Source organism: Acinetobacter sp. 24-47-62, from assembly GCF_056779765.1.
The window spans coordinates 1-20,303 of the sequence record NZ_JBWYIN010000004.1 but is presented as its reverse complement, the minus strand read 5'-3'; the positions used below and the strand labels follow the sequence as shown (position 1 = coordinate 20,303).

Here is a 20,303-nt window from a genome sequence, read left to right as displayed (position 1 = left end):
ATTTTAAGGATTATAACTTCCACTCGAAAGTACTCGAGTGGCATTCGTATTTAAATCCCGTTCCATTTCTGTTTCGCTCTCACGAATATATTGGTCGATGCTGTCTTCTGCTGGAATTTCTTCTGCATTCGTTTCAGGAACGTAAGTCGGCTCTACTTGGTAGTGTGGTAAGCCACATGCTGTTGCGCGACGTGGAACAGTATATTTAAGTATCGGTACATAGAGCGCACCTTGACAACCTTGTGCTGAAAGCTCACCGCTATTTGAATCAATCCAATGCCATTGTACCTCATCAGGTTGACGTAAATTGACTGGTTTTTGCTTCAGTTGCTTCATTACGTTGGTCCACACGGGTAAAGCGCCAGATGAGCCCGTTAAGCCTGTGACTTTATTGTCATCTAATCCAAGCCAGACAACAGCCAAATGATTACCTGAATACCCCGCGAACCAAGAATCTCTTGTATCATTGGTCGTACCTGATTTACCCGCTAGATTTAGATTCGGAGCGAGGCCGTTATAAGCAGCACGTCCTGTACCTGCCGACATCACACGTTGTAATCCGTAATTTAAAATATAAGCAGCCGATGGGTCGATCGTTTGTTGAACATTTAAACTATAGCGATTAATGAGCTGACCATTGGTATCAACAACTGTTCGGATAGATTTTGTAGGATATTTAAACCCTCCAGTTGCAAAGTTGCCATAAATATTCATGATTTCCATAGGCGACATTTCAACAGCCCCTAAGAAAATCGATGGATAATTCGGAATAGGTGAAGTCACGCCAAACTTCATTAAATGATTGGTAAATGAAGAAAGTCCAAATTCTTGTCCCAAGCGAACTGTAGATAGGTTATATGAATTGGCTAAAGCTTGAACCATTGGGACGTAACCATACGAAGTTCCGCTATAATTTTTTGGGGTCCAAGTCTGATTGCGATCGACTGGCACACTAATTGGCGAGTCTTCGATTGCCGTCGCCCAGTTATAACGACCAGATTCCAAAGCAGTTAGGAAAATAACAGGTTTTAATAATGAGCCTACCTGACGTTTTGCATCAACTGCGCGGTTAAAACCTGTGAAGTCAGATACTGAACCTACGGCCGCAATCAATTCACCATTTTCAGGGTGAGAAACTAATACCGCGCCTTGAAGTTCTTTCAAGCGTGCAGGATTGGCTTTAGACAGTCTTGATACTGAATCTGTAAATGATTTTTGTACTTTGATTTGTGCGATTGGATCTAATGTGGTGAAAATTCGAAGACCTTGTTTCGTTAAATCGCTTTCTTGGTATTCTGTTTTGAGTTGACGACGAACGATGTCTAGGAAATCAGGGAAGCGAGCTGGGCCTAAAGTCGGTTTTTTAATCACGTTTAAAGGTTTAGCTGACTCAGTTTCATATTGCTCTTCAGTCAAATATCCCATGACTAACATATTGTTTAGAACAACATTACGGCGTTTTAATGCACTTTCAGGATTTCTCCAAGGATTGTATAAGCTAGGACCTTGAACGAGTCCGACAAGGAAAGCCTGTTGCGCTATACTCAATTCTCTAAGTGGTAAACCAAAATAAAATTGAGACGCTAAACCATAGCCATTGATCGAGTAATTACCATTTTGTCCTAAATTAACTTCATTCAAATATGCTTCCAGAATTTCATCTTTGTCATAATGAAACTCAAGCAACAACGCCATAAAGGCTTCATTTACTTTACGTTTGATTGTACGTTCAGGGGTCAAATAAAAGTTTTTAACCAATTGCTGCGTGAGTGTAGAACCACCTTGACGCTTACCACCAGTAACGTTGCTTACAACTGCGCGTGCTGTACCACGAAACGAGACGCCGTGATGGTGATAGAAGTTACGGTCTTCAGTGGCAATAAGCGCTTGAATTAAAGGTTTAGGAACACGATTGAGTTTAATGAGAACACGGTCTTCGTTGTGTTGAGGGTAGATTCCCCCAACTAACATTGGTTCTAGACGGGCAATCCCCGTACTCGATGGTTTTGTTGCTTTAATCTCTGAAATTTGACTAGCGCCAAAACTGACTTGGAGGATTTGTTCTGGTTCTACACTATCACCAAAATCGAAACCACGCGTGTGGACATAAATGGTATTACCTTGAACCAAAAAATTACCTGGCTTGGTATAGTCTTCAGCGTTTTTATAACCCAACAGACCTAGCTCTTGAATGAAGTTTTGTTGCTCAACGGGTGCATTAGCATAAACTTCCAAGGGACGTGCATATACTTTCGCTGGAATATCCCAACGATTGCCTTCAAATTTATCGCGAATAATATTATCTAAACGGATTAGATAAATACTAAAAGCTACAAATGCAGAAATCACCAGCACTGAGAAAATCAATGCAATTAAGCCAATACCACGTTCAAACTTCATAGATCAAAAAGCAAAACCCTGTTTTATTGCGCTCATCATGCGAAGCTTTTTTATAATTTGCAATAATTAAACTGTGAATTTATGCCTTTTTTAGATAAATGTAATGATTTATCTAATTCAATATTAAGGAGAAAATTAAGATTTTAAGTTGGGGAAATGTGAAATTATTCGTGAAATTCATAACATGAAACAGGCTTGAAATATGTAAGTCACAGAATGATGATGATATGATACTCAACAATTCATCTGGAGCCGTAGCATACGTGCAACTTTCAGCAAAGTCATTTCGTAATATTGGATTAATTGGACGACCAGATAAATCATCTGTGGTTGAGACTTTAAGTCTAATTCATGACCATTTGATTAGTTTAGGTTTGCATCCAGTTTTTGATTCAGAAACCGCTAAATTGGTCCCTTATAAAAATTCGCAAACGGTCAGTCGAGCTTTATTGGGTGAAGTTACAGATTTGGTGATTGTCGTAGGTGGTGATGGTTCATTGCTTCAAGCGGCTAGATCTTTAGTGAAATACAATACTCCCGTCATCGGGGTAAACCGTGGGCGTTTAGGTTTCCTAACAGATATCAAACCGACAGAAGTGTTATTTAAATTAGATCAAGTCTTGAAAGGTGAGTTTCAGCTAGATCGCCGTTTTTTATTAGAAGTCGAAGTTCGTAGTAAAAATGAACTGATTTATGATGCAATAGCATTGAATGATGTGGTTCTGCATTCAGGTAAGTCAGTCCATATGATTGAGTTTGATCTTCATATTGATGGTCAATATGTTTATCGCCAACACAGTGATGGTTTGATTGTATCGACACCTACGGGTTCAACAGCATACGCACTTTCTGGTGGCGGTCCAATTTTGCACCCAAGTATGGATGCGATCGCGCTAGTGCCAATGCACCCGCATACGCTTTCTTCTCGTCCGATTGTGGTGGGTGGTCAAAGTGAAATTAAAATTCAAATTCGTAAGAATCGCGTGTTGCCAATGGTGAGTGCTGATGGGCAACACAGTGTTTCTTTAAATGAAGGTGATTGGTTGCATATTCGCAAACATCCTTTCAAACTTACTTTATTACATCCACCTGGATACGACTTTTATATGGCATGTCGTACCAAACTAGGATGGAATCAAGATTACGATTCATTTCATCAGCAGGACTAAACATGAATATTGAACAAATGTTATCAGTTTTGGATGCAGACATCGTTGCTCGTTTAAGAACTGCCGTTGAAATCGGTAAATGGCCAAACGGTGTAGCTTTAACTCAAGAGCAGCGTCAGATTTCAATGCAAGCAGTCATTGCTTGGGAAGCTAAAAATCTGCCAGAAACAGAAAGATCAGGGTATATTGATAAAGGTCATAAAGAGGAAGGTGATGAATGTGATTCACATGTTCCAGAGCCAGAATTTCAACCTATACGTTTTGTATAATGTTCTATGCTTAAAAAAGACACCTGATGGTGTCTTTTTTTAATCCGAAGTTAAACTCGATGACGTGACTGCCAGTATTCTTGAGCCAAGGTCTGTGCTTGTGTAAATGTTTCAGCCACATTCATAGTGTAGATTGCGATTGCCATAGTTTCAATAATAGCCACCTCTCCATAGCTATGGTGGGCATCACCTAACCATACGGCTTTGAAAGTATCTAAGTTCAACTCTTCTTCAATTGCTGAACGATCAGCTGTGAGTTTCGGAAGTTCAAGCTCATACAGTTCACCGTCTCGTATACCGCAAATTAAGGTTTTTGCATCTGGGTTTCGTTCAAATTCACCGCCTTCACCTTTAATCACCGCACTGTTAACGTAACCTAATTTGGCAGCAGTCTGTTGATGAGAACTGCGATACGCAGGGTGAAATATCGCTTGCAAAGTGGCTTTGGCATTGAAGGGATTGATGAGTCGTGAAAGCGTATGAATGGGTGAGCGTAAGCCCATGATATTGCGTAATGCAATTAAATCACTCAAGGTAGGTGAAATGACTTCGAGTGGTATATAGGCAAAGTTATGCTGATTCAGTTCTGATGCCACTTCGTTTTCATTTTGACAAATGGTATAACCTAAATACTGTAAAACTTGTTCTGTATATAATCGATTAATGGTATGTCCAGAAGCCCCATGCATTACAATACGATGACCATGTTTTGCTAAGCTTAACGCCGATAAGATAAACCACGGATAGTGTTTGCGTTTCCCCGCGTAAGATGGCCAGTCTAGGTCGACATCAATAGCTCTAAATTTAAGTTGATCACGAGTCGCTTGCACAAAGCCAGCCAGTTCATCTACAGATTCTTCTTTCACTCGTAAAAGCATTAAAAAAGCACCCAGCTGAACGTCTAATACCTCATTTTTTAAAATCATCTCAAATGCTTGATAGGCTTCTTCATAGGTCAGTGATCGCGCACCATTTTTTCCTTTGCCAAGAATACGAACAAATTGCGCAAATGGATGTTCAAAGTCTTTATATAAATTACGTTTTGTATTCATGATCAATGCAGTTGGATGTTCTTAATGACAGTGTAACGTGGAATGATGCTTCGAATAAAAGCTAAATATCAAATTCAATGATCAAGCATTATTTTTAGCTTTTGAGACTGACCAAATTGTATGAATTTTCAAGCGCTTTTGTCCATGACAACTGAAAAAAAACGGGATAGCATGAACACTTATAAAAAAATGAAGTGTAAGGAACACAAGAATGTTGGCATATGATGCAGATTTAGAATTATTCCGTGATAATTTCAAACGTTTTATGAGTGAGCACGTTGCTCCTCATTATGAGCAGTGGGAACGCGAAGGAAAAATGCCACGTTCAGTGTGGAATGCACTTGGTGAAAATGGCTTCTTGTGCGTAGATGTTCCTGAAGAATATGGTGGTTATGGTGTTCCAACAGAATATTCTTTAATGTTGGTTGAAGAGTCGGCACGTGCAGGTTATAGCGCATTATCGACAGGTATTTCATGTCACTCAGAAATTGCAGCACCATATATTCTACATATCGCGAACGAAGAACAAAAAAAATACTGGTTGCCAAAAATGGTTTCTGGTGAAGTGGTCGGGGCAATTGGAATGACAGAGCCAGGTGCTGGTTCTGATTTACAAGCCATCCGTACGAATGCCATTTTGAATGGTGATCATTATGTTTTGAATGGCTCTAAAACCTTTATTTCAAATGGTCAGCATGCAGACTTGGTTGTGCTTGCCGTTAAAACAGATCCTCAGGCACGTGCTAAAGGCGTCTCACTTCTATTGGTTGATACTCATTTAGAAGGGTTTAAAAAAGGCACAAATCTCGACAAAATCGGTTTGCATTCCCAAGATACTTCGGAACTCTTTTTTGACAATGTAAAAGTTCCAGCTGATCAGCTTTTAGGTCAAGCGGGTCAGGGATTTGCCTATTTGATGCAAGAATTACCACGTGAGCGGACAGCGATTGCTGCGACAGCATTAGGAGCAATTCGAGGTTCAATTGATGTGACAGTTCAATATGTCCAAGAACGTCAGGCTTTTGGTCAAAAAATTGGACAATTCCAAAATTCTCGTTTTGTTTTAGCACAAGCGAAAATCGATGAACTGGCTACAGCCGCTTTTTATAATCAAAACCTCGCATTGTATAAAGAAGGGAAATTGGATGTTGAAACAGCAGCTGCATTAAAAAGTTTCAGTACAGATATGCAAATGAAAGTGGCGGATAACCTACTGCAACTCTTTGGTGGCTATGGCTATATGACGGAATATCCTATTTCACGCTTCTTTGTGGATGCACGTATTCAACGAATCTACGGCGGAACCAACGAAATCATGAAAGAAATCGTAGCACGTGGCATGCTAGGACGTTAATTTTTATCCGTATTTACATCTCGCTTGATGAATACAAGCGAGATGTATTCGAATGTGTTGTCAATATTAAAACTTATAGAACGAACTGATTTTAAAAAAAAGATTAAGCTATCCTATTCAATGTTCTTGTCTTTTTTCTAATTTATAGCGCATATTGGATTGATGATTATTTCAACTGTATATTTTTAAGTCTTATTGCCATAAAGTTTGGTTGCTTAACATTTGAAAGCTAACTATTGTTATACTGTTTACATAACTGATTCTGTAAGGCGACATTACAATGATCAACGATGATCAAAACACGACGAATTCTTTAGACTTAGCTAAAATCCGCGAAGATATCGACTCAGTAGATCAACAACTCCAACAACTGATTAACCGTCGAGCACGACTTGCTGAAGCTGTAGCAAAAGCAAAATTTGCTTCTGAAGAAAATCCAATGTTTTATCGTCCTGAGCGTGAAGCACAAGTTTTGCGTAATGTGATGGAGCGTAATGAAGGTCCTTTATCTGACGTGACGATGGCGCGTTTGTTTAGAGAAATTATGTCTGCGTGCCTTGCTTTAGAAGCACCACAAAGCATTGCTTTCCTTGGTCCAGTAGGAACTTACACCCATTCGGCAGTACTGAAGCATTTTGGACATGATGCGGTTGTACGCCCACTTCCTACAATTGATGAAGTGTTCCGTGAAGTCGAAGCAGGCAGTGCACATTATGGTTTAGTTCCTGTTGAGAACTCATCCGAAGGCGTGGTTAACCACACGCTTGATTGTTTCAAAGCGTCACATTTAAATGTGATTGGTGAAGTTGAATTACGTATTCATCATCAATTTTTGATTTCTTCAAATACGCGTAAAGACAGCATTAAACAAATCTATGCGCATCAACAAACTTTAGCTCAATGTCGTGGCTGGCTCGATGCTCATTATCCAGGTGTTGAACGTGTGGCTTTGAGTTCGAATGCTGAAGCTGCTCGCCGTATCCGTAATGAATGGCATTCTGCGGCAATCGCATCTGAAACAGCTGCGAGCTTATATGATTTAGAAATTTTACATAGCAATATTGAAGATAATCCAGAAAATACAACACGCTTCTTAGTTATTGGGCGTGAAAAAGTACCACAAAGTGGTAATGATAAAACCTCTTTATTGATCTCTGCACATGACCGTGCAGGTGCGTTATTAGAAATTTTAGCGCCGTTTGCTAAACACAACATTAGCTTGACCAGTATCGAAACAAGACCTGCATTGCCTGAAAAATGGGCTTATGTATTCTTTATCGATTTAGAAGGACATATCGAACAAGAGAACGTACGTGCGGCTGTTGAAGAAATTCGTCCATTAGTTAAAGAAATCCGTGTTCTTGGTTCATACCCGATTGCGGTACTTTAAAAAGAGTTGAAACTTAGATATGTCTCAACCTTTATTTAAAAAAGTTGCATTTATTGGGCTAGGATTGATTGGATCAAGTTTAGCACGTGTCATTCAAGCACATGGTCTTGCTGAAAATGTGGTGGCATCTACGCGATCTGTTCAAACCTTAGAAGATGCTAAAGCTTTAGGTTTGATTAGTGACGGATATGCTGATGCCAAAGATGCGGTGGTTGATGCAGATTTAATTGTTCTTGCTTTACCCGTGAGAGCTACACAATCTGTATTAAACTCGATCAAATCTGTGATTACTCCTGATACCATAATTACAGATGTGGGCAGTACCAAAGGCAATGTTGTTGAGGCTGCAATTGCGGTTTTTGGTGAGCAGTTACCCGCAGGTTTTGTTCCAGGGCATCCAATAGCTGGTGCTGAACATACTGGTGTTCATGCAGGTAAAGTAGATTTATTTGCTAACCACAAAGTGATATTAACGCCGTTAGCAACAAGTGCTGAGTGGGCAGTGCAAAAACTAATTCAGTTATGGCAAGCTGCTCAAGCTGAAGTAATTTGTATGGATGTGGAAAAGCATGATGAAGTGCTTGCGCATACAAGTCATCTGCCACATTTAATGGCATTCAATTTGGTTGAGCAACTTGCAAATCGTGAAGATAATCTGGACATTTTCCGCTATGCAGCTGGTGGTTTCAGAGACTTTTCTCGCATTGCGGCGAGTGATCCACAAATGTGGCATGACATATTCTTTGCCAATAAAAAAGCGATTTTGAATGCTGTTGATGGTTTTGAGAACCAATTGGCTCATATTCGACAGCTCATTGAAAACGAAGATTCAAAAGCACTCATGGGATTGCTTGGACATGCTCAAGCAGCACGCCAACATTTTAACCATATGCTTGCCAAGAAACCTTTAATGGAGAACAAAACTGTGACACAGCAATTTACTATTCTGCCGGGTGCTAAATCATTTTCTGGAAAATTTAGCGTGCCAGGTGACAAATCTGTGTCACACCGTTCAATCATGTTTGGTGCGATCGCTGAAGGTACAACACATGTTACTGGTTTCTTAGAAGGTGAAGATGCCTTAGCAACACTTCAAGCATTCCGTGATATGGGTGTAAATATTGAAGGTCCAAAAAATGGTGAAGTCACCATTCATGGTGTAGGAATGCATGGCCTTAAAGCTCCAGCAAGTGAGCTTTATATGGGTAACTCTGGGACTTCGATGCGTCTTCTGTCAGGGATGTTGTCTGCGCAAAAATTTGACTCAGTAATGACTGGTGATGCATCGTTGAGCAAACGTCCTATGGAACGTATTGCAAAGCCACTCCGTGAAATGGGTGCTCAAATTCAAACAACAGGTGAGCGTGGCACACCGCCAGTATCGATCACAGGTAATCAGCAACTTAAAGGTATTCATTACGATTTACCGATGGCTTCTGCACAAGTGAAGTCTGGCATTCTGCTCGCTGGTTTATGGGCAGAAGGTGTAACGTCGGTGACTGAGCCAGAACCGACACGTGATCACTCTGAGCGTATGTTACGTGCATTTGGGTATGATGTGAAAACTGAAGGTAACCGTATTTCTTTAAAAGGTGGTGGTAAGTTAGTTGGCACGAATATTCAAGTGCCTTCAGATATTTCATCTGCTGCGTTCTTTATGGTGGGTGCTGCCATTACTGAAAATTCAGATGTAACACTTGAGGCAGTGGGTATTAACCCTACTCGTACTGGGGTGATCGAAATTTTGAAGCAAATGGGGGCTGATATTTCAGTCGAGAATGAACGAATTGCAGGTGGTGAACCAATCGCTGATATTCGAATTCGTGGCACTCGTACTTTGAAAGGCATCCACATGCCTGAAGATCAAGTACCTTTAGCGATTGATGAATTCCCAGCATTATTTATTGCTGCAGCTTGTGCTGAAGGTCAAACAGTGTTAACTGGTGCAGCTGAACTTCGTGTAAAAGAGTCTGATCGAATCCAAGTGATGGCTGATGGATTGAAAACAATGGGTGTTGATTGTACGCCTACGGATGACGGTATTATTATTGAAGGTAAAGGTAAGTCTGGTGATTGGTCTGCTATCTTTACAGGTGGTGAAATTGAATCACATCATGATCATCGTATTGCCATGAGTTTCTCCATTGCGGGTCTGCGTACTTCAGGCGCAATTAAAATTGTGGGAACTGAAACCGTTGCAACAAGTTTCCCAACATTTACTCAACTCACTGAACAAGCGGGTTTATCTATTCAAGTTAGTGAATAATACGACCAAAGATTTGTATATTTCTTTTCAAACAGCCAAGCAAAAGCTTGGCTGTTTTGTTTATATTGCTTATTCTAATTCTATATAATTAAAAAGCCTTTGGATGAGGAAATGAAAAAATTACAATTTTTAGTTGATCAAACGAAATACGCTAAGGCTCATTCAAGTCATTCTCATGATAATGCACAAACTTACGTTACAGCATTGTTATCTGAACAGTTGGTGCAACATGGATTTCACACTCAAACTACGAATCCGCATGAATTAGAAGTCAGTGTCTCTGATCACCCAATCGCTTTAGGGGTGAACTGTAATCAACCAGATGGCGAAGGACATTTTGTATGTGAAATAAGTGCGCATGCAGATGAGGAACAGGATTGGTTCCAAAAAATTGAGACGCAGAGTGTGATTAAACAACTTGCGCAAGCAGTAGAGCAGACATTAAGAGAAGATGAGTCGTTCCAGTCGCTAGAATGGAAATCCTAATGAGGAATAAAACAAACCCAATGTAAAGAATCTACACTGGGTTTTTCTGAAACACGTAATATTTATATTAAGCCGTAAGGAAGCGAGTGATCGCGACGCGAAGTTGCTTCAAATAACCTGTGAAGAAGTGATTAGCACCAGGTAGCACTGTAATAATATGGCGTTGAGGCTTTGCCCATTCAATCAAATCGGATAATAAAGTGACTTCATCTGCCTCACCATGAATAAACAGAATATCACCTTTAATTGCCGGAGTAACATAGTGACGGATACCAGCAACTGTAGCTGTTGGTAAACCACATAGAATAACTTGTTCAGGTTGAATTTCTTGAGGTAGTGCATGATATGCCTTCGCCATGACATGTGCACCAAAACTAAAGCCTCCAACATAGAAAGGCAATGTAAGGTGTTTCGCGCGTACTTGACGAATGACTTCTAAAATATCTTCTGTTTCACCGAATCCTTCATCGTGAACCCCTTCACTTTGACCTGATCCACGGAAACTTGGACGATAAACGATATAACCACGCTCAAGGAACATTTGAGCTAGCAGAGTGGGAACTTTGTGCTGAGGAGTACCACCTTGAAGCGGGTGAGGGTGACAAACGACCGCAAATCCTTTTACTTCAGACTGAGGATAATCTACAAAAACCTCAATTTTGCCAACAGGGCCTTGAATGAACATTTGTTCAGACATAAAAATACCGATTAACGTGCAGGAGAATCGTATATTTTAACGTCAATAATTAAAAAAAACACAATTGGAAATAAAATAAGTCTACTGTTATAGTTTGATTAATTGTTTTTTGATCAGGTTTCTATGTTTGCCTTAATTTCTCCTGCTAAGACATTAGATTATGAATCTACACTTCCAACTGATGAGCATACTTTACCAAGATTGCTTGACCACTCACAACAGCTTATAGACGTAAGTCGTAAACTGTCTGCTTCAGAAATCGCCAAATTAATGAGTGTAAGTGAAAAAATTGCGAATCTTAACGTGGAACGCTTTAGAGATTGGCAATCAGACCTTGATTTATCAAATTCACGCCAAGCAATTTTTGCCTTTAAGGGCGATGTTTATACAGGTCTGGATGCGTATTCGCTTACGCAAGCTGATTTAGAATATGCTCAACGCCATTTAAGAATGCTATCAGGTCTCTATGGATTACTTCGACCACTGGATTTAATGATGCCTTATCGTTTAGAAATGGGCACGAAATTAGCAAATCCACGAGGTCACAATCTTTATGAATTTTGGGGAGATGAAATTACCCAATTGATCAATCAAGACTTATCAGAAGCCAAAAGTGATTTATTGGTCAATATCGCATCCGATGAATATTATAAATCGGTGAAAGAAAGCAAAATTGAAGCTGAAATTATCAAGCCCGTGTTTTTAGACCAGAAAAATGGGAAATATAAAGTGATAAGCTTCTATGCTAAAAAAGCGCGTGGATTGATGGCACGTTATATTATCGAAAATAAACCTAATACTGTGGATGATCTTAAATCATTCAATACAGACGGCTATTATTTCGATGCTGAAAGTTCTTTGAAAGGTGAGCTCGTATTTAAACGTGATGAGCAGGCGGCTTAAAAATAAATAGGCGGTAGCGGGGCAAGGTGTCTGATGATTGATTCATATTTAAAACAGTTCAGAAGATACTGGGCCGCTACTGCACAACAGCTTGAACTATCCTCAGAGGATTCCATAGCTATTCTTGATAGATTAGAAGTTCATTACAGTGAGCCTCATCGGCATTATCATACAGTGCAGCATATCGTTGAATGTATGGAACACTTACAATTGGTTCTACCAAATTTAAAAGATCCTTTGTCAGTCTCTATGGCTCTTTGGTTTCATGATGTCATTTATGAGCCTAAGGCACACGATAATGAACAACAAAGTGCTGATCTGATGCTGAACATCATATCTCCTCACATGGAGATGATGAGATGTGAGAAAATTTATCAGTGGATATTAGCGACCAAAGAGCATCGTTGTGCATCTGATTCGGATCTTAACTATTTACTTGATATTGATCTTGCAATTCTCGGTTCAAACGCCAAACGTTTTGAAGAATATCAGCAGCAAATTCATCAAGAATTCAGTTGGGTACCATCTGAATTTTATACACTAAAACGAAATGAAGTTCTTAATAGCTTTTATCAAATGGAATCCATTTATAAAACAGCATATTTTCATGACACTTTAGAAAATCAAGCCAAACAAAATTTAGAACGAGCATTAGTTAGCTGATTTGAAAGCAGCTAATGCGCGCTGTCGACTCATCTTTAAATCAACAATAGGTTTTGGATAATTGAGTTTAAGATTCGGATTTTTAGCGTAAGGCTCATGAATGATTTTCGCATCAAGATGAGCTAATTCAGGTACCCATTTGCGAATATAATCACCTTGACTATCAAATTTTTGTGATTGACTAATGGGGTTGAAAATACGGAAATAAGGTACAGCATCTGTACCTGTTGAAGCACACCATTGCCAGCCACCATTATTTGCCGCTAAATCTCCATCAATCAAATGTTGCATAAACCATTGTTCGCCTTTACGCCAGTCGATGAGCAAATTCTTACTAAGGAACATGGCGACAATCATTCTGACACGATTGTGCATCCATCCTGTTTCAAGCATTTGACGGATTCCAGCGTCCACAATTGGAATACCCGTTTGTCCAAACTTCCAAGCATTTAATTCATCGGGTGCATCACGCCATGGCACATTAGATGTATTTAAATTGAATGGTTGATATTTCGATAATCTTGGAAAGTCAAACAGGATGTGTTGATAAAATTCTCGCCATAATAATTCATCTAACCAAGTTTGTTGACCATCAGAGTAGAGATGAAAATTGCCATTTGAGCGACTAAAAATTGCAGCCAAACATTGTCGAATCGAAACAATTCCTAGATTTAAATACGGTGATAATTGACTGGTAGCATCAATGTTTGGAAAGTCGCGTTGTTGTTTATAGGGCTCTAAATTCTCGTCAACAAATTTCTCGAGCATTTGTAGTGCAAATGACTCTCCAACAGGCCATTGATATTTAACCTGAGCATCAGGATAAAAATCATGTATCGATGGAATTTTGGAGGTATGAAAGCATTGTATAAACTCATGAGGCTGTACTTTCGGCACAGCGAGTGGTTGAGGAACAGAGATGTTCAAGATTTCATAGCATGCACGTTTATAAGCACCAAAAACTTGGTAAGGCTGGTGCGTCTTATTTCGAATTGATCCAAGTGGGAAAATTGTGCGGTCATGATAATACTCGACAGTTACTTGATGCGATTCTAATATGGTCTGGACTTGTGCATCACGATGTAACTCATTCACGCCGATTTCAATGTTGGCGTGTATCGCAGTAATTTGATATTTATTTGCGAAAGTTAATAATCTAGCTGGTACATCATCCCATTGGGGAACGATTTCCACTACAAGTGGGATATTGAATTGCTTTAACTCACTTTCAAGTGATTTAAGTTGGCGAAGATAAAAGTCAATTTTAATCACTGCATCATCATGCAATTTCCATTGTTCAGGCGAAAGTATCACCACTGCACAAGTATTCCCATGCCGGTTTGCCTCCATTAACGCCGTGTTATCCCTAACTCTTAAATCCTGACGAAACCAAATGAGATTCATATGATTAATATCCAAATATCCTCAGGAAATTATATGAATTTGAATCATTTAAATCGTTAAGCATTGTAATTTTTTGCATAAAAAAAAGGCGAAGCAGAAGCTTCACCTTTTTGTCCTAAAATCCGTAGATCTTAGTGGTGGTGACCACCTACACCGTGAACGTGACCGTGATCTAACTCTTCTTGAGTTGCTTCACGGATTTCAACGATTTCAACATCAAATGTTAAGTCTTGACCAGCAAGCGGGAAGTTAGCATCAACGATTACGTTTTCGCCTTCAACAGCTTTAACAGTCACAATTTGAACGCCATCATCAGTTTGCGCTTGGAATTGCATACCAGCTTCGATGTTGTCTACGCCTTGGAACATTTGTTTAGGTACTTCTTGAACTAAATCAGTGTTGTACTCACCATAAGCTTCAGCAGCAGGAATCGTTACTGTGAATTTGTCACCAGTCGTTTTACCTAACATTGCTTTTTCTAAGCCAGGGATAATGTTGCCAGCGCCTTGCAAATATGCAAGTGGTTCACCTTGAGATTGATCGAGAGTTTCACCCTCTGCATTAGTCAATTTATAGTTAAATAAAACCACAAGGTCATTTGCAATAACTGTCATGTTAATGATCCATTCAAATATTTTAAGGGTACATCATAAAGTGAAAACCAATTTTTGTAGACAATTTTCTAAAAAAAATGCAGTTTCGATAATTTATAACGCTTAAATATTACATTGGGGCGTCTTTTAGATTTTTCAATGCAATTTGATTTTAGGTGCTATTTTTCTGGTCACAAAATCTTTGGCTGTGAGTAATCCTGCCTGTGCATAACCATAAATCGTGGCTTGATGCAGTCGGTAAAGCGATACATACATCGACTTCGCCACAAATCCTTGAACATTGACCTGACCAAGTAATTCACCAACTGCTTTATTCTCACTTAAAGATACAAGTGAACCTTTGTCAGAAAAATTGAACATCGGTTGTGATTTTCCTGAAATTCGCGCTTTCATTGCATCAACGAGGAAAGCAGCCTGTTGACTTGCAACTTGCGCACGCGGTCCTAAAGCTGTTTCACGGGCATCTAGAATACAGTATGCGCAATCACCGAATGCAAAAACATTCGGATCTGCTTTTGTTTGGAGTGTTGCAAATACGTGTAAGCGACCCATACGATCTTTTTCGAAGCCTTCTAGGTTTTGAATCACTGCTGGAGTTTTAATGCCCGCAGCCCAAACTTTTAATTGTGCTGGAATTGAACTTCCATCATTAAAGTAAATTTGATCAGCATCCACTTTTTCGACACGCTTAGACGTTAAAATATCCACATTCATGCGCTTAAGCTGCTTAGTGCTGTGGTCTGACATTTTTTCAGAAAGAGCCGGTAGAATACGATCCGCGCCTTCAATTAGTGAAATTTTGACGTTTTTAGGATCAATTTTATTAAGACCGTATTTAAAGAAGTTTTGTTTGGCTTGAACTAATTCCGCTGCAAGCTCAACGCCAGTTGCACCTGCACCTATAATGCCAATATGCAGCTCACGATGGTCATTATTATTTTGAGCTTCGATATAAAGATGAAGTAGATGCTGCTGGAACTGTTCAGCCTGTTTTGGATTATCTAAATAGTGACAATGTTCTTGCACACCTGAAGTATTGAAATCATTGGAAACCGAACCAACCGCTAGAATAAGAGTGTCATAACTTAGCGTTAAATGATCAGTCGATTGATCATAGGTTGACGCCACAGGTTTGAGCAATTGAATGGTCTTGGCTTCACGATCTAATTGTTCGAATTTACCCAATACAAACTCATAATGATGCTTCGCAGCATGACCAAAATAGTTTGTTTCTTCATCACTAGGGCTTAACGTACCTGCTGCAATTTCATGTAAAAGTGGTTTCCAAATATGTGTAAGCTTTTGGTCAACTAATGTAATTTTTGCTTTTTTCGATTTGCCCAGCGTGTCACCCAGTTGTGTTGCTAGTTCTAAGCCACCCGCACCACCACCCACAATGACAATATGATGAAGATTTGACATTTAATATTCCTATTTTTATAGCGTCATAAATAAAAAAGAGATGGGGTTAATATGCCATCTCTTTTTTAAAAGAATTGTTCTTTTTGTATTACAAGTTACAGATTTACAATAAAAAACTGCAATCAGTTTAAAGGATAGATTTTTGGTTGACTTGTACTGCTAGATCCAAAACTAAATAATTGTTTAAACCAATTCAAAATACTTTCAAACCATGATGCTTCATCAATTTGAAGTTCATCCTCAATCAATACCGTTTGAATGAGTCGATTATTTTGATAGATATGAATACGTGCCAACTGTTGAATTTGCGCGATTGGTGCGGTTAATGATTGTGTTAGTAGCTTGACGTTCATATGCGTTTGAGTTTGCTGTAAAGGCTCAAGAGCTGAAGTGAATCCAAACGCATCTGTTTGAATCAAACGATGAGTTTGATTGTCAAAATTACGCATATCAATCATTTGATTCGCATTATGCAAAGAGGTCGTCACGATACTTGGCTTTTTAGTTTCGACTCTGAACATTTTTAAGGTAGATGCGACTACAGGGAGTTCAGCAATTAGTTGCTTATTTTTAATTGCAATTTCATTGCGTGTATAAGCATAGGATAGGTTTAAAAGCTGATGTGCGATTTCAGCGCGTTTGAAGCCACTTTGAGCACCGAGTACCACAACAATAAGTCTTCTTTGATTGAGGTCAAATTGTTGAGTTGGTCGGTTGGCTGTAAGTGCAAGGTTATAGCCTGCAGCACGAGTAAACCCTGTTTTTAAACCATCAACAGTGGCATCTTGTTTGAGTAAGATATTCGTTGCACGGTGAAAATGCTGATTGTAAGTAAAACTTTGCTGTTTCGAGTAGTCAAGGTAATCGGGTGTTTCATTGGTGAGTGCTTGTGCGAGCATGGCTAAATCATGCGCTGTTGAATAGTGCATATCCATTGTAATGCCCGCAGGATTGGCAAAGTTTGTATCTTTCATGCCAAGTGCGTTGGCTTCTTGATTCATGCGTTGAACAAATGCAGGCACTGATCCTGAAATTCGTTCAGCCAATGTGACAGCAGCATCGTTGGCAGACATGATAATTAAGCCTGCCAAAAGCTGATCAATCGTAATTTGTTGAGTCGGCTTCAGATACATCTGAGACTCATCCCATTGAACTACATTGACGACTGGTGTGGCAGTAATAACTTCATTTTTGCTAATTTTACCTGCTTGAATGTCTTTCAGAACGATGTATGCCACCATCATTTTGGTTAACGAAGCTGGTGCACGTTGGACATGGCTATTGTGTTCAGTAATGACTTGACCTGATTGTGGATCTAAGACAGTCCATGCTTCAGCTTCTAAACTTTCTGGTGCAACTTCGAACAAGGAAGCATGTGTGATATTTACAATAAAAAAACTAAAAATTATGAGTAGAGCAGAGTAGAGTTTCAACGGGTTTACCTATATAAGCCAATCCAATGGCATAGATCATCAAGCACACCGCATGCTATGCCTTTTTTTTCTGAAACTCTAGTCAGATTTGTAGACAATTAATACGAATCGCGCAACTCCAAGTAAAAAAATGCTAATCTAAATACAAGTTGGTTCTATAGTTTCTCAATTAAGACATTATGTTGCATTATCAGATCGAATTTGACGACTTTCGTCAGCATCTCATTCACGTTACTGTTCGTTTCGTTGCTCAACCAACTCAAGTATTGAGCTTGCCAACTTGGATTCCAGGAAGTTATCTCATTCGAGAGTTTTCAAAACATATTGAGTCTGTTCGTGCCTATGATGAAGATGGTCGAATACTCAAGATTCGTAAAAATGAAAAAAATAAGTGGCAGTTATTTAATACTGATTTTGAGCTGATTACGGTTGAGTACGACGTCTATGCATACGACCTCTCAGTACGTGGTGCTTATGTTGATGAAACACGCTTATATGTGAATCCTGCTTGTGCATGTTTAGGTTTAGAAGGACAAGAAGATAAAGCGGTAGAAGTTGAGTTATTTTTGCCAGATGAATTGAAACATTTCCAACTCGCTACAGGATTGGCATCTAAAAGTTTAGTGCGTGGTCGCTATACGCTTAAGGCAAAAAACTACGCTGAATTGATTGATGCACCATTTGAGCTTGCAGATCAAACTCGTTTTGCTTTTGAAGCAAATGGTATTCCGCATGAGTTTGTGGTCTCTGGCAAACATGCGATGAATGTCCAACGTATGAAACAAGACATTGAGAAAATCTGTGCGACAGAAATATCCATGTTTGGTTCAGCACCATTTGAAAACTACACTTTTATGACCATCGCGACGGGTAACAGTTATGGTGGTTTAGAGCACCCGAACTCAACCAGTTTGATTTCTCCACGTGATGATCTACCTAAGTCCAATGAGCCTGTTGAACCTTCCGCTGATTATCAGCGTTTCTTAGGTTTATGTAGCCATGAATATTTTCATTCATGGTTGGTGAAATATATTCGCCCTGAAAATTTTGTGAATTATGATTTAGACAAAGAAGGCTATACCTCTTTGTTATGGATTTTTGAAGGCTTTACGTCCTACTATGATGATTTAATTCTACTTCGTAGTGGTGTGATTTCTCAGGAATCTTACTTGAAGTTGTTAAAGGCGCAGATCGATCGTTATTTGCAAAATCCAGGTCGTTTTGTTCAAACTGTTGCAGAGTCAAGTTTTGATGCATGGGTCAAATTCTATCGTCAAGACGAAAACTCTAACAATGCTGGCACAAGTTACTATAACAAGGGTTGCTTAGTAGCGCTGTGTCTAGATTTAGGTTTACGTTTAAGAGGTTCAAGTCTTGATGCATTGATGCGTAAGCTGTATGAAAATGCGCAACAGGGTATACAGGTTCATGAACGTACCATCTATGAACTATGCCAAGAACTAACAGGTGATGATTGGTCTGAACAAATTAACCATTTGATTAATACCACGGATGAGTTACCGCTTGATCAGTTGTTCCCTGAATTTGGCTTAGACTATGTTTTAAAGCATGATAAATCTTTACCATTTGGTTTAAAACTTGTAGATAAACCTGAAGGTGTATTAATTCAGTCTGCTCGTCGTGATGGCGCTGGTGTTAAAGCTGGGCTTTCTGCTCATGATATTGTCATCGCAGTTGATGGTTTAAAGGCGACCACTAAGCAACTCGATAAGTATGCAAAATTGGAAGGTACGTTTAATGTGCATGCTTTCCGTCGTGATGAATTAATGCAATTTGAAGTTCAAGCAGGTGGTAGTGAACTCACTGAAGTAGATCTTAAGGTTTCCGATCAATCTAAAGTTGAGAAATGGCTTAAAGCTTAATTTGCTTAGATTAGAAAATTCATGAAAAACCCATGCTTAGCTATGGGTTTTTCATAACTCCAGTTCTCGTCTTAGATCTTCCAAACGCTTTTCAAATATTGTTTTGTCTTTTGAGTATTTTTCAAAATCAATTTGAACCTTTTTTATAGATTCTTTTCTTCTGTTTACGTCGGTTTCTGTAGCGTAATTTTGACCATAATGTACCTCACTCGAATGAGCTTCTGAAACAAGTCTATGAGCAGAATCTATAGCAGTTTCAAAAGTTCTTAAAACTTCTTTAAAATTTTTATGCTTGTTCACATTTTTTTCTTGATTGAGCCACTGTTAAAGATTTATTAATTTGTCGTAGTAATACAGATTATTGAATTTATCTTCATAAATTTGCTCTTCTAAATTAAATGAGTTGTGTAATTCATAACCTTTAGCGCGGATGAGTGAGTTTTTTTAATTGGTATAAGATGGTGTGATATTGATTTGAAATAATCTTGAGTTCTTCAAACTTGGATAAAGTTTCAATTGCTCTATGGAATTTATAGGCATCTTTCCATGATTCTAGGGACTTCAGTACGAAATATAGGCTGATCCAAGCTGTGATTATCCCAAGAAATTCAGCTAAAGATAAGATTTCAAGACAAATATAGTTATCACAATAGTGAGATAACTTGTTTTCATTCAATGCATAAAAGAAGTAGTAAAGAATTGATAAAATAAAAGCAGCGTAATAGCCTTTAGGAAAGCTTTTTTTATGTTCATAAGAAATCCTTATTCTTTTGAATAGGATAATTGTAGAGGTCAACAAATATTGGGCATAGTTTTAAGTTTTTGTTCAGCCTCACAAGGGCTGATGCCATCATTAAATTGATGTGGTCGTATCTGATTGTAATATTTCATCAGATAC

The 20,303-nt window shown here is 38.9% G+C and carries 17 protein-coding genes; 9 read left to right on the top strand and 8 right to left on the bottom strand.

The features are described from left to right. Positions 1–3: 3 nt before the first annotated feature. On the bottom strand, positions 4–2,400 hold the full coding sequence (mrcB, locus tag AC1M87_RS04190; RefSeq protein WP_481593027.1) for a penicillin-binding protein 1B: 2,397 nt from the start codon (positions 2,398–2,400) through the stop codon (positions 4–6). Between the two features lie 227 nt (positions 2,401–2,627). Between mrcB and AC1M87_RS04185 the strand changes: the two genes are divergently transcribed. Both AC1M87_RS04185 and AC1M87_RS04180 read left to right on the top strand, forming a co-directional pair. Then, positions 2,628–3,569 (top strand): NAD(+) kinase, encoded by a 942-nt coding sequence (locus AC1M87_RS04185; RefSeq protein ID WP_092767167.1) that lies wholly within the window; start codon positions 2,628–2,630, stop codon positions 3,567–3,569. Between the two features lie 2 nt (positions 3,570–3,571). Next, positions 3,572–3,838 carry a YeaC family protein gene (locus tag AC1M87_RS04180; protein ID WP_035267325.1) on the top strand — a complete coding sequence of 89 codons (267 nt, stop codon included), beginning with the start codon at positions 3,572–3,574 and terminating at the stop codon, positions 3,836–3,838. A 50-nt stretch (positions 3,839–3,888) separates the two neighbouring features. Here AC1M87_RS04180 and AC1M87_RS04175 read toward each other — a convergent pair whose 3' ends face one another. Then, positions 3,889–4,890: a glycosyl transferase family protein gene (locus tag AC1M87_RS04175; protein WP_481593026.1), complete on the bottom strand. Its 1,002-nt coding sequence runs from the start codon at positions 4,888–4,890 to the stop codon at positions 3,889–3,891. Between the two features lie 211 nt (positions 4,891–5,101). Between AC1M87_RS04175 and AC1M87_RS04170 the strand changes: the two genes are divergently transcribed. From AC1M87_RS04170 to AC1M87_RS04155, 4 genes are all read left to right on the top strand, one after another. Next, positions 5,102–6,244, top strand: a complete 1,143-nt coding sequence (locus AC1M87_RS04170) for an acyl-CoA dehydrogenase family protein (RefSeq protein WP_035267322.1) — start codon at positions 5,102–5,104, stop codon at positions 6,242–6,244. 280 nt (positions 6,245–6,524) lie between these two features. Continuing rightward, positions 6,525–7,634: a prephenate dehydratase gene (pheA, locus tag AC1M87_RS04165; RefSeq protein ID WP_035267321.1), complete on the top strand. Its 1,110-nt coding sequence runs from the start codon at positions 6,525–6,527 to the stop codon at positions 7,632–7,634. 19 nt (positions 7,635–7,653) lie between these two features. Beyond that, positions 7,654–9,900 carry a bifunctional prephenate dehydrogenase/3-phosphoshikimate 1-carboxyvinyltransferase gene (locus AC1M87_RS04160; protein WP_481593025.1) on the top strand — a complete coding sequence of 749 codons (2,247 nt, stop codon included), beginning with the start codon at positions 7,654–7,656 and terminating at the stop codon, positions 9,898–9,900. Positions 9,901–10,011: 111 nt separating this feature from the next. After that, positions 10,012–10,386, top strand: a complete 375-nt coding sequence (locus tag AC1M87_RS04155; protein WP_092767159.1) for a hypothetical protein — start codon at positions 10,012–10,014, stop codon at positions 10,384–10,386. Positions 10,387–10,453: 67 nt separating this feature from the next. Here the strand turns inward: AC1M87_RS04155 and AC1M87_RS04150 are convergent, their stop codons facing one another. Beyond that, positions 10,454–11,083 (bottom strand): alpha/beta hydrolase, encoded by a 630-nt coding sequence (locus tag AC1M87_RS04150; protein WP_035267316.1) that lies wholly within the window; start codon positions 11,081–11,083, stop codon positions 10,454–10,456. 123 nt (positions 11,084–11,206) lie between these two features. Between AC1M87_RS04150 and yaaA the strand changes: the two genes are divergently transcribed. Further along, positions 11,207–11,986: a peroxide stress protein YaaA gene (gene yaaA / locus AC1M87_RS04145; protein ID WP_481588983.1), complete on the top strand. Its 780-nt coding sequence runs from the start codon at positions 11,207–11,209 to the stop codon at positions 11,984–11,986. Positions 11,987–12,019: 33 nt separating this feature from the next. After that, positions 12,020–12,649 carry an HD domain-containing protein gene (locus tag AC1M87_RS04140; RefSeq protein ID WP_481593024.1) on the top strand — a complete coding sequence of 210 codons (630 nt, stop codon included), beginning with the start codon at positions 12,020–12,022 and terminating at the stop codon, positions 12,647–12,649. Here AC1M87_RS04140 and AC1M87_RS04135 read toward each other — a convergent pair. From AC1M87_RS04135 to AC1M87_RS04120, 4 genes are all read right to left on the bottom strand, one after another. After that, positions 12,638–14,053: a cryptochrome/photolyase family protein gene (locus tag AC1M87_RS04135; RefSeq protein WP_481593023.1), complete on the bottom strand. Its 1,416-nt coding sequence runs from the start codon at positions 14,051–14,053 to the stop codon at positions 12,638–12,640. The genes AC1M87_RS04140 and AC1M87_RS04135 overlap by 12 nt on opposite strands. Before the next feature lie 131 nt (positions 14,054–14,184). Further along, positions 14,185–14,667, bottom strand: a complete 483-nt coding sequence (locus AC1M87_RS04130) for an FKBP-type peptidyl-prolyl cis-trans isomerase (protein WP_092767151.1) — start codon at positions 14,665–14,667, stop codon at positions 14,185–14,187. 135 nt (positions 14,668–14,802) lie between these two features. After that, on the bottom strand, positions 14,803–16,089 hold the full coding sequence (locus AC1M87_RS04125; protein ID WP_035267310.1) for an NAD(P)/FAD-dependent oxidoreductase: 1,287 nt from the start codon (positions 16,087–16,089) through the stop codon (positions 14,803–14,805). Positions 16,090–16,211: 122 nt separating this feature from the next. Beyond that, on the bottom strand, positions 16,212–17,522 hold the full coding sequence (locus AC1M87_RS04120) for a D-alanyl-D-alanine carboxypeptidase family protein (RefSeq protein WP_481593022.1): 1,311 nt from the start codon (positions 17,520–17,522) through the stop codon (positions 16,212–16,214). A 179-nt stretch (positions 17,523–17,701) separates the two neighbouring features. Between AC1M87_RS04120 and AC1M87_RS04115 the strand changes: the two genes are divergently transcribed. After that, entirely contained in the window at positions 17,702–19,405 is a 1,704-nt protein-coding gene (locus AC1M87_RS04115) for a M61 family metallopeptidase (protein WP_481593021.1), read from the top strand. Between the two features lie 51 nt (positions 19,406–19,456). Here AC1M87_RS04115 and AC1M87_RS04110 read toward each other — a convergent pair whose 3' ends face one another. Continuing rightward, positions 19,457–19,705, bottom strand: coding sequence for a hypothetical protein (locus AC1M87_RS04110; RefSeq protein WP_481593020.1), 249 nt, complete (start codon positions 19,703–19,705; stop codon positions 19,457–19,459). Between the last annotated feature and the right edge of the window lie 598 nt (positions 19,706–20,303).

What these genes read in the sequence shown, in the direction of transcription:
- mrcB (WP_481593027.1), bottom strand. Translation starts at nt 2,400, where the DNA reads ATGAAGTTTGAACGTGGTATTGGCTTAATTGCATTGATTTTCTCAGTG.
- AC1M87_RS04185 (WP_092767167.1), top strand. Translation starts at nt 2,628, where the DNA reads ATGATACTCAACAATTCATCTGGAGCCGTAGCATACGTGCAACTTTCA.
- AC1M87_RS04180 (WP_035267325.1), top strand. Translation starts at nt 3,572, where the DNA reads ATGAATATTGAACAAATGTTATCAGTTTTGGATGCAGACATCGTTGCT.
- AC1M87_RS04175 (WP_481593026.1), bottom strand. Translation starts at nt 4,890, where the DNA reads ATGAATACAAAACGTAATTTATATAAAGACTTTGAACATCCATTTGCG.
- AC1M87_RS04170 (WP_035267322.1), top strand. Translation starts at nt 5,102, where the DNA reads ATGTTGGCATATGATGCAGATTTAGAATTATTCCGTGATAATTTCAAA.
- pheA (WP_035267321.1), top strand. Translation starts at nt 6,525, where the DNA reads ATGATCAACGATGATCAAAACACGACGAATTCTTTAGACTTAGCTAAA.
- AC1M87_RS04160 (WP_481593025.1), top strand. Translation starts at nt 7,654, where the DNA reads ATGTCTCAACCTTTATTTAAAAAAGTTGCATTTATTGGGCTAGGATTG.
- AC1M87_RS04155 (WP_092767159.1), top strand. Translation starts at nt 10,012, where the DNA reads ATGAAAAAATTACAATTTTTAGTTGATCAAACGAAATACGCTAAGGCT.
- AC1M87_RS04150 (WP_035267316.1), bottom strand. Translation starts at nt 11,083, where the DNA reads ATGTCTGAACAAATGTTCATTCAAGGCCCTGTTGGCAAAATTGAGGTT.
- yaaA (WP_481588983.1), top strand. Translation starts at nt 11,207, where the DNA reads ATGTTTGCCTTAATTTCTCCTGCTAAGACATTAGATTATGAATCTACA.
- AC1M87_RS04140 (WP_481593024.1), top strand. Translation starts at nt 12,020, where the DNA reads ATGATTGATTCATATTTAAAACAGTTCAGAAGATACTGGGCCGCTACT.
- AC1M87_RS04135 (WP_481593023.1), bottom strand. Translation starts at nt 14,053, where the DNA reads ATGAATCTCATTTGGTTTCGTCAGGATTTAAGAGTTAGGGATAACACG.
- AC1M87_RS04130 (WP_092767151.1), bottom strand. Translation starts at nt 14,667, where the DNA reads ATGACAGTTATTGCAAATGACCTTGTGGTTTTATTTAACTATAAATTG.
- AC1M87_RS04125 (WP_035267310.1), bottom strand. Translation starts at nt 16,089, where the DNA reads ATGTCAAATCTTCATCATATTGTCATTGTGGGTGGTGGTGCGGGTGGC.
- AC1M87_RS04115 (WP_481593021.1), top strand. Translation starts at nt 17,702, where the DNA reads ATGTTGCATTATCAGATCGAATTTGACGACTTTCGTCAGCATCTCATT.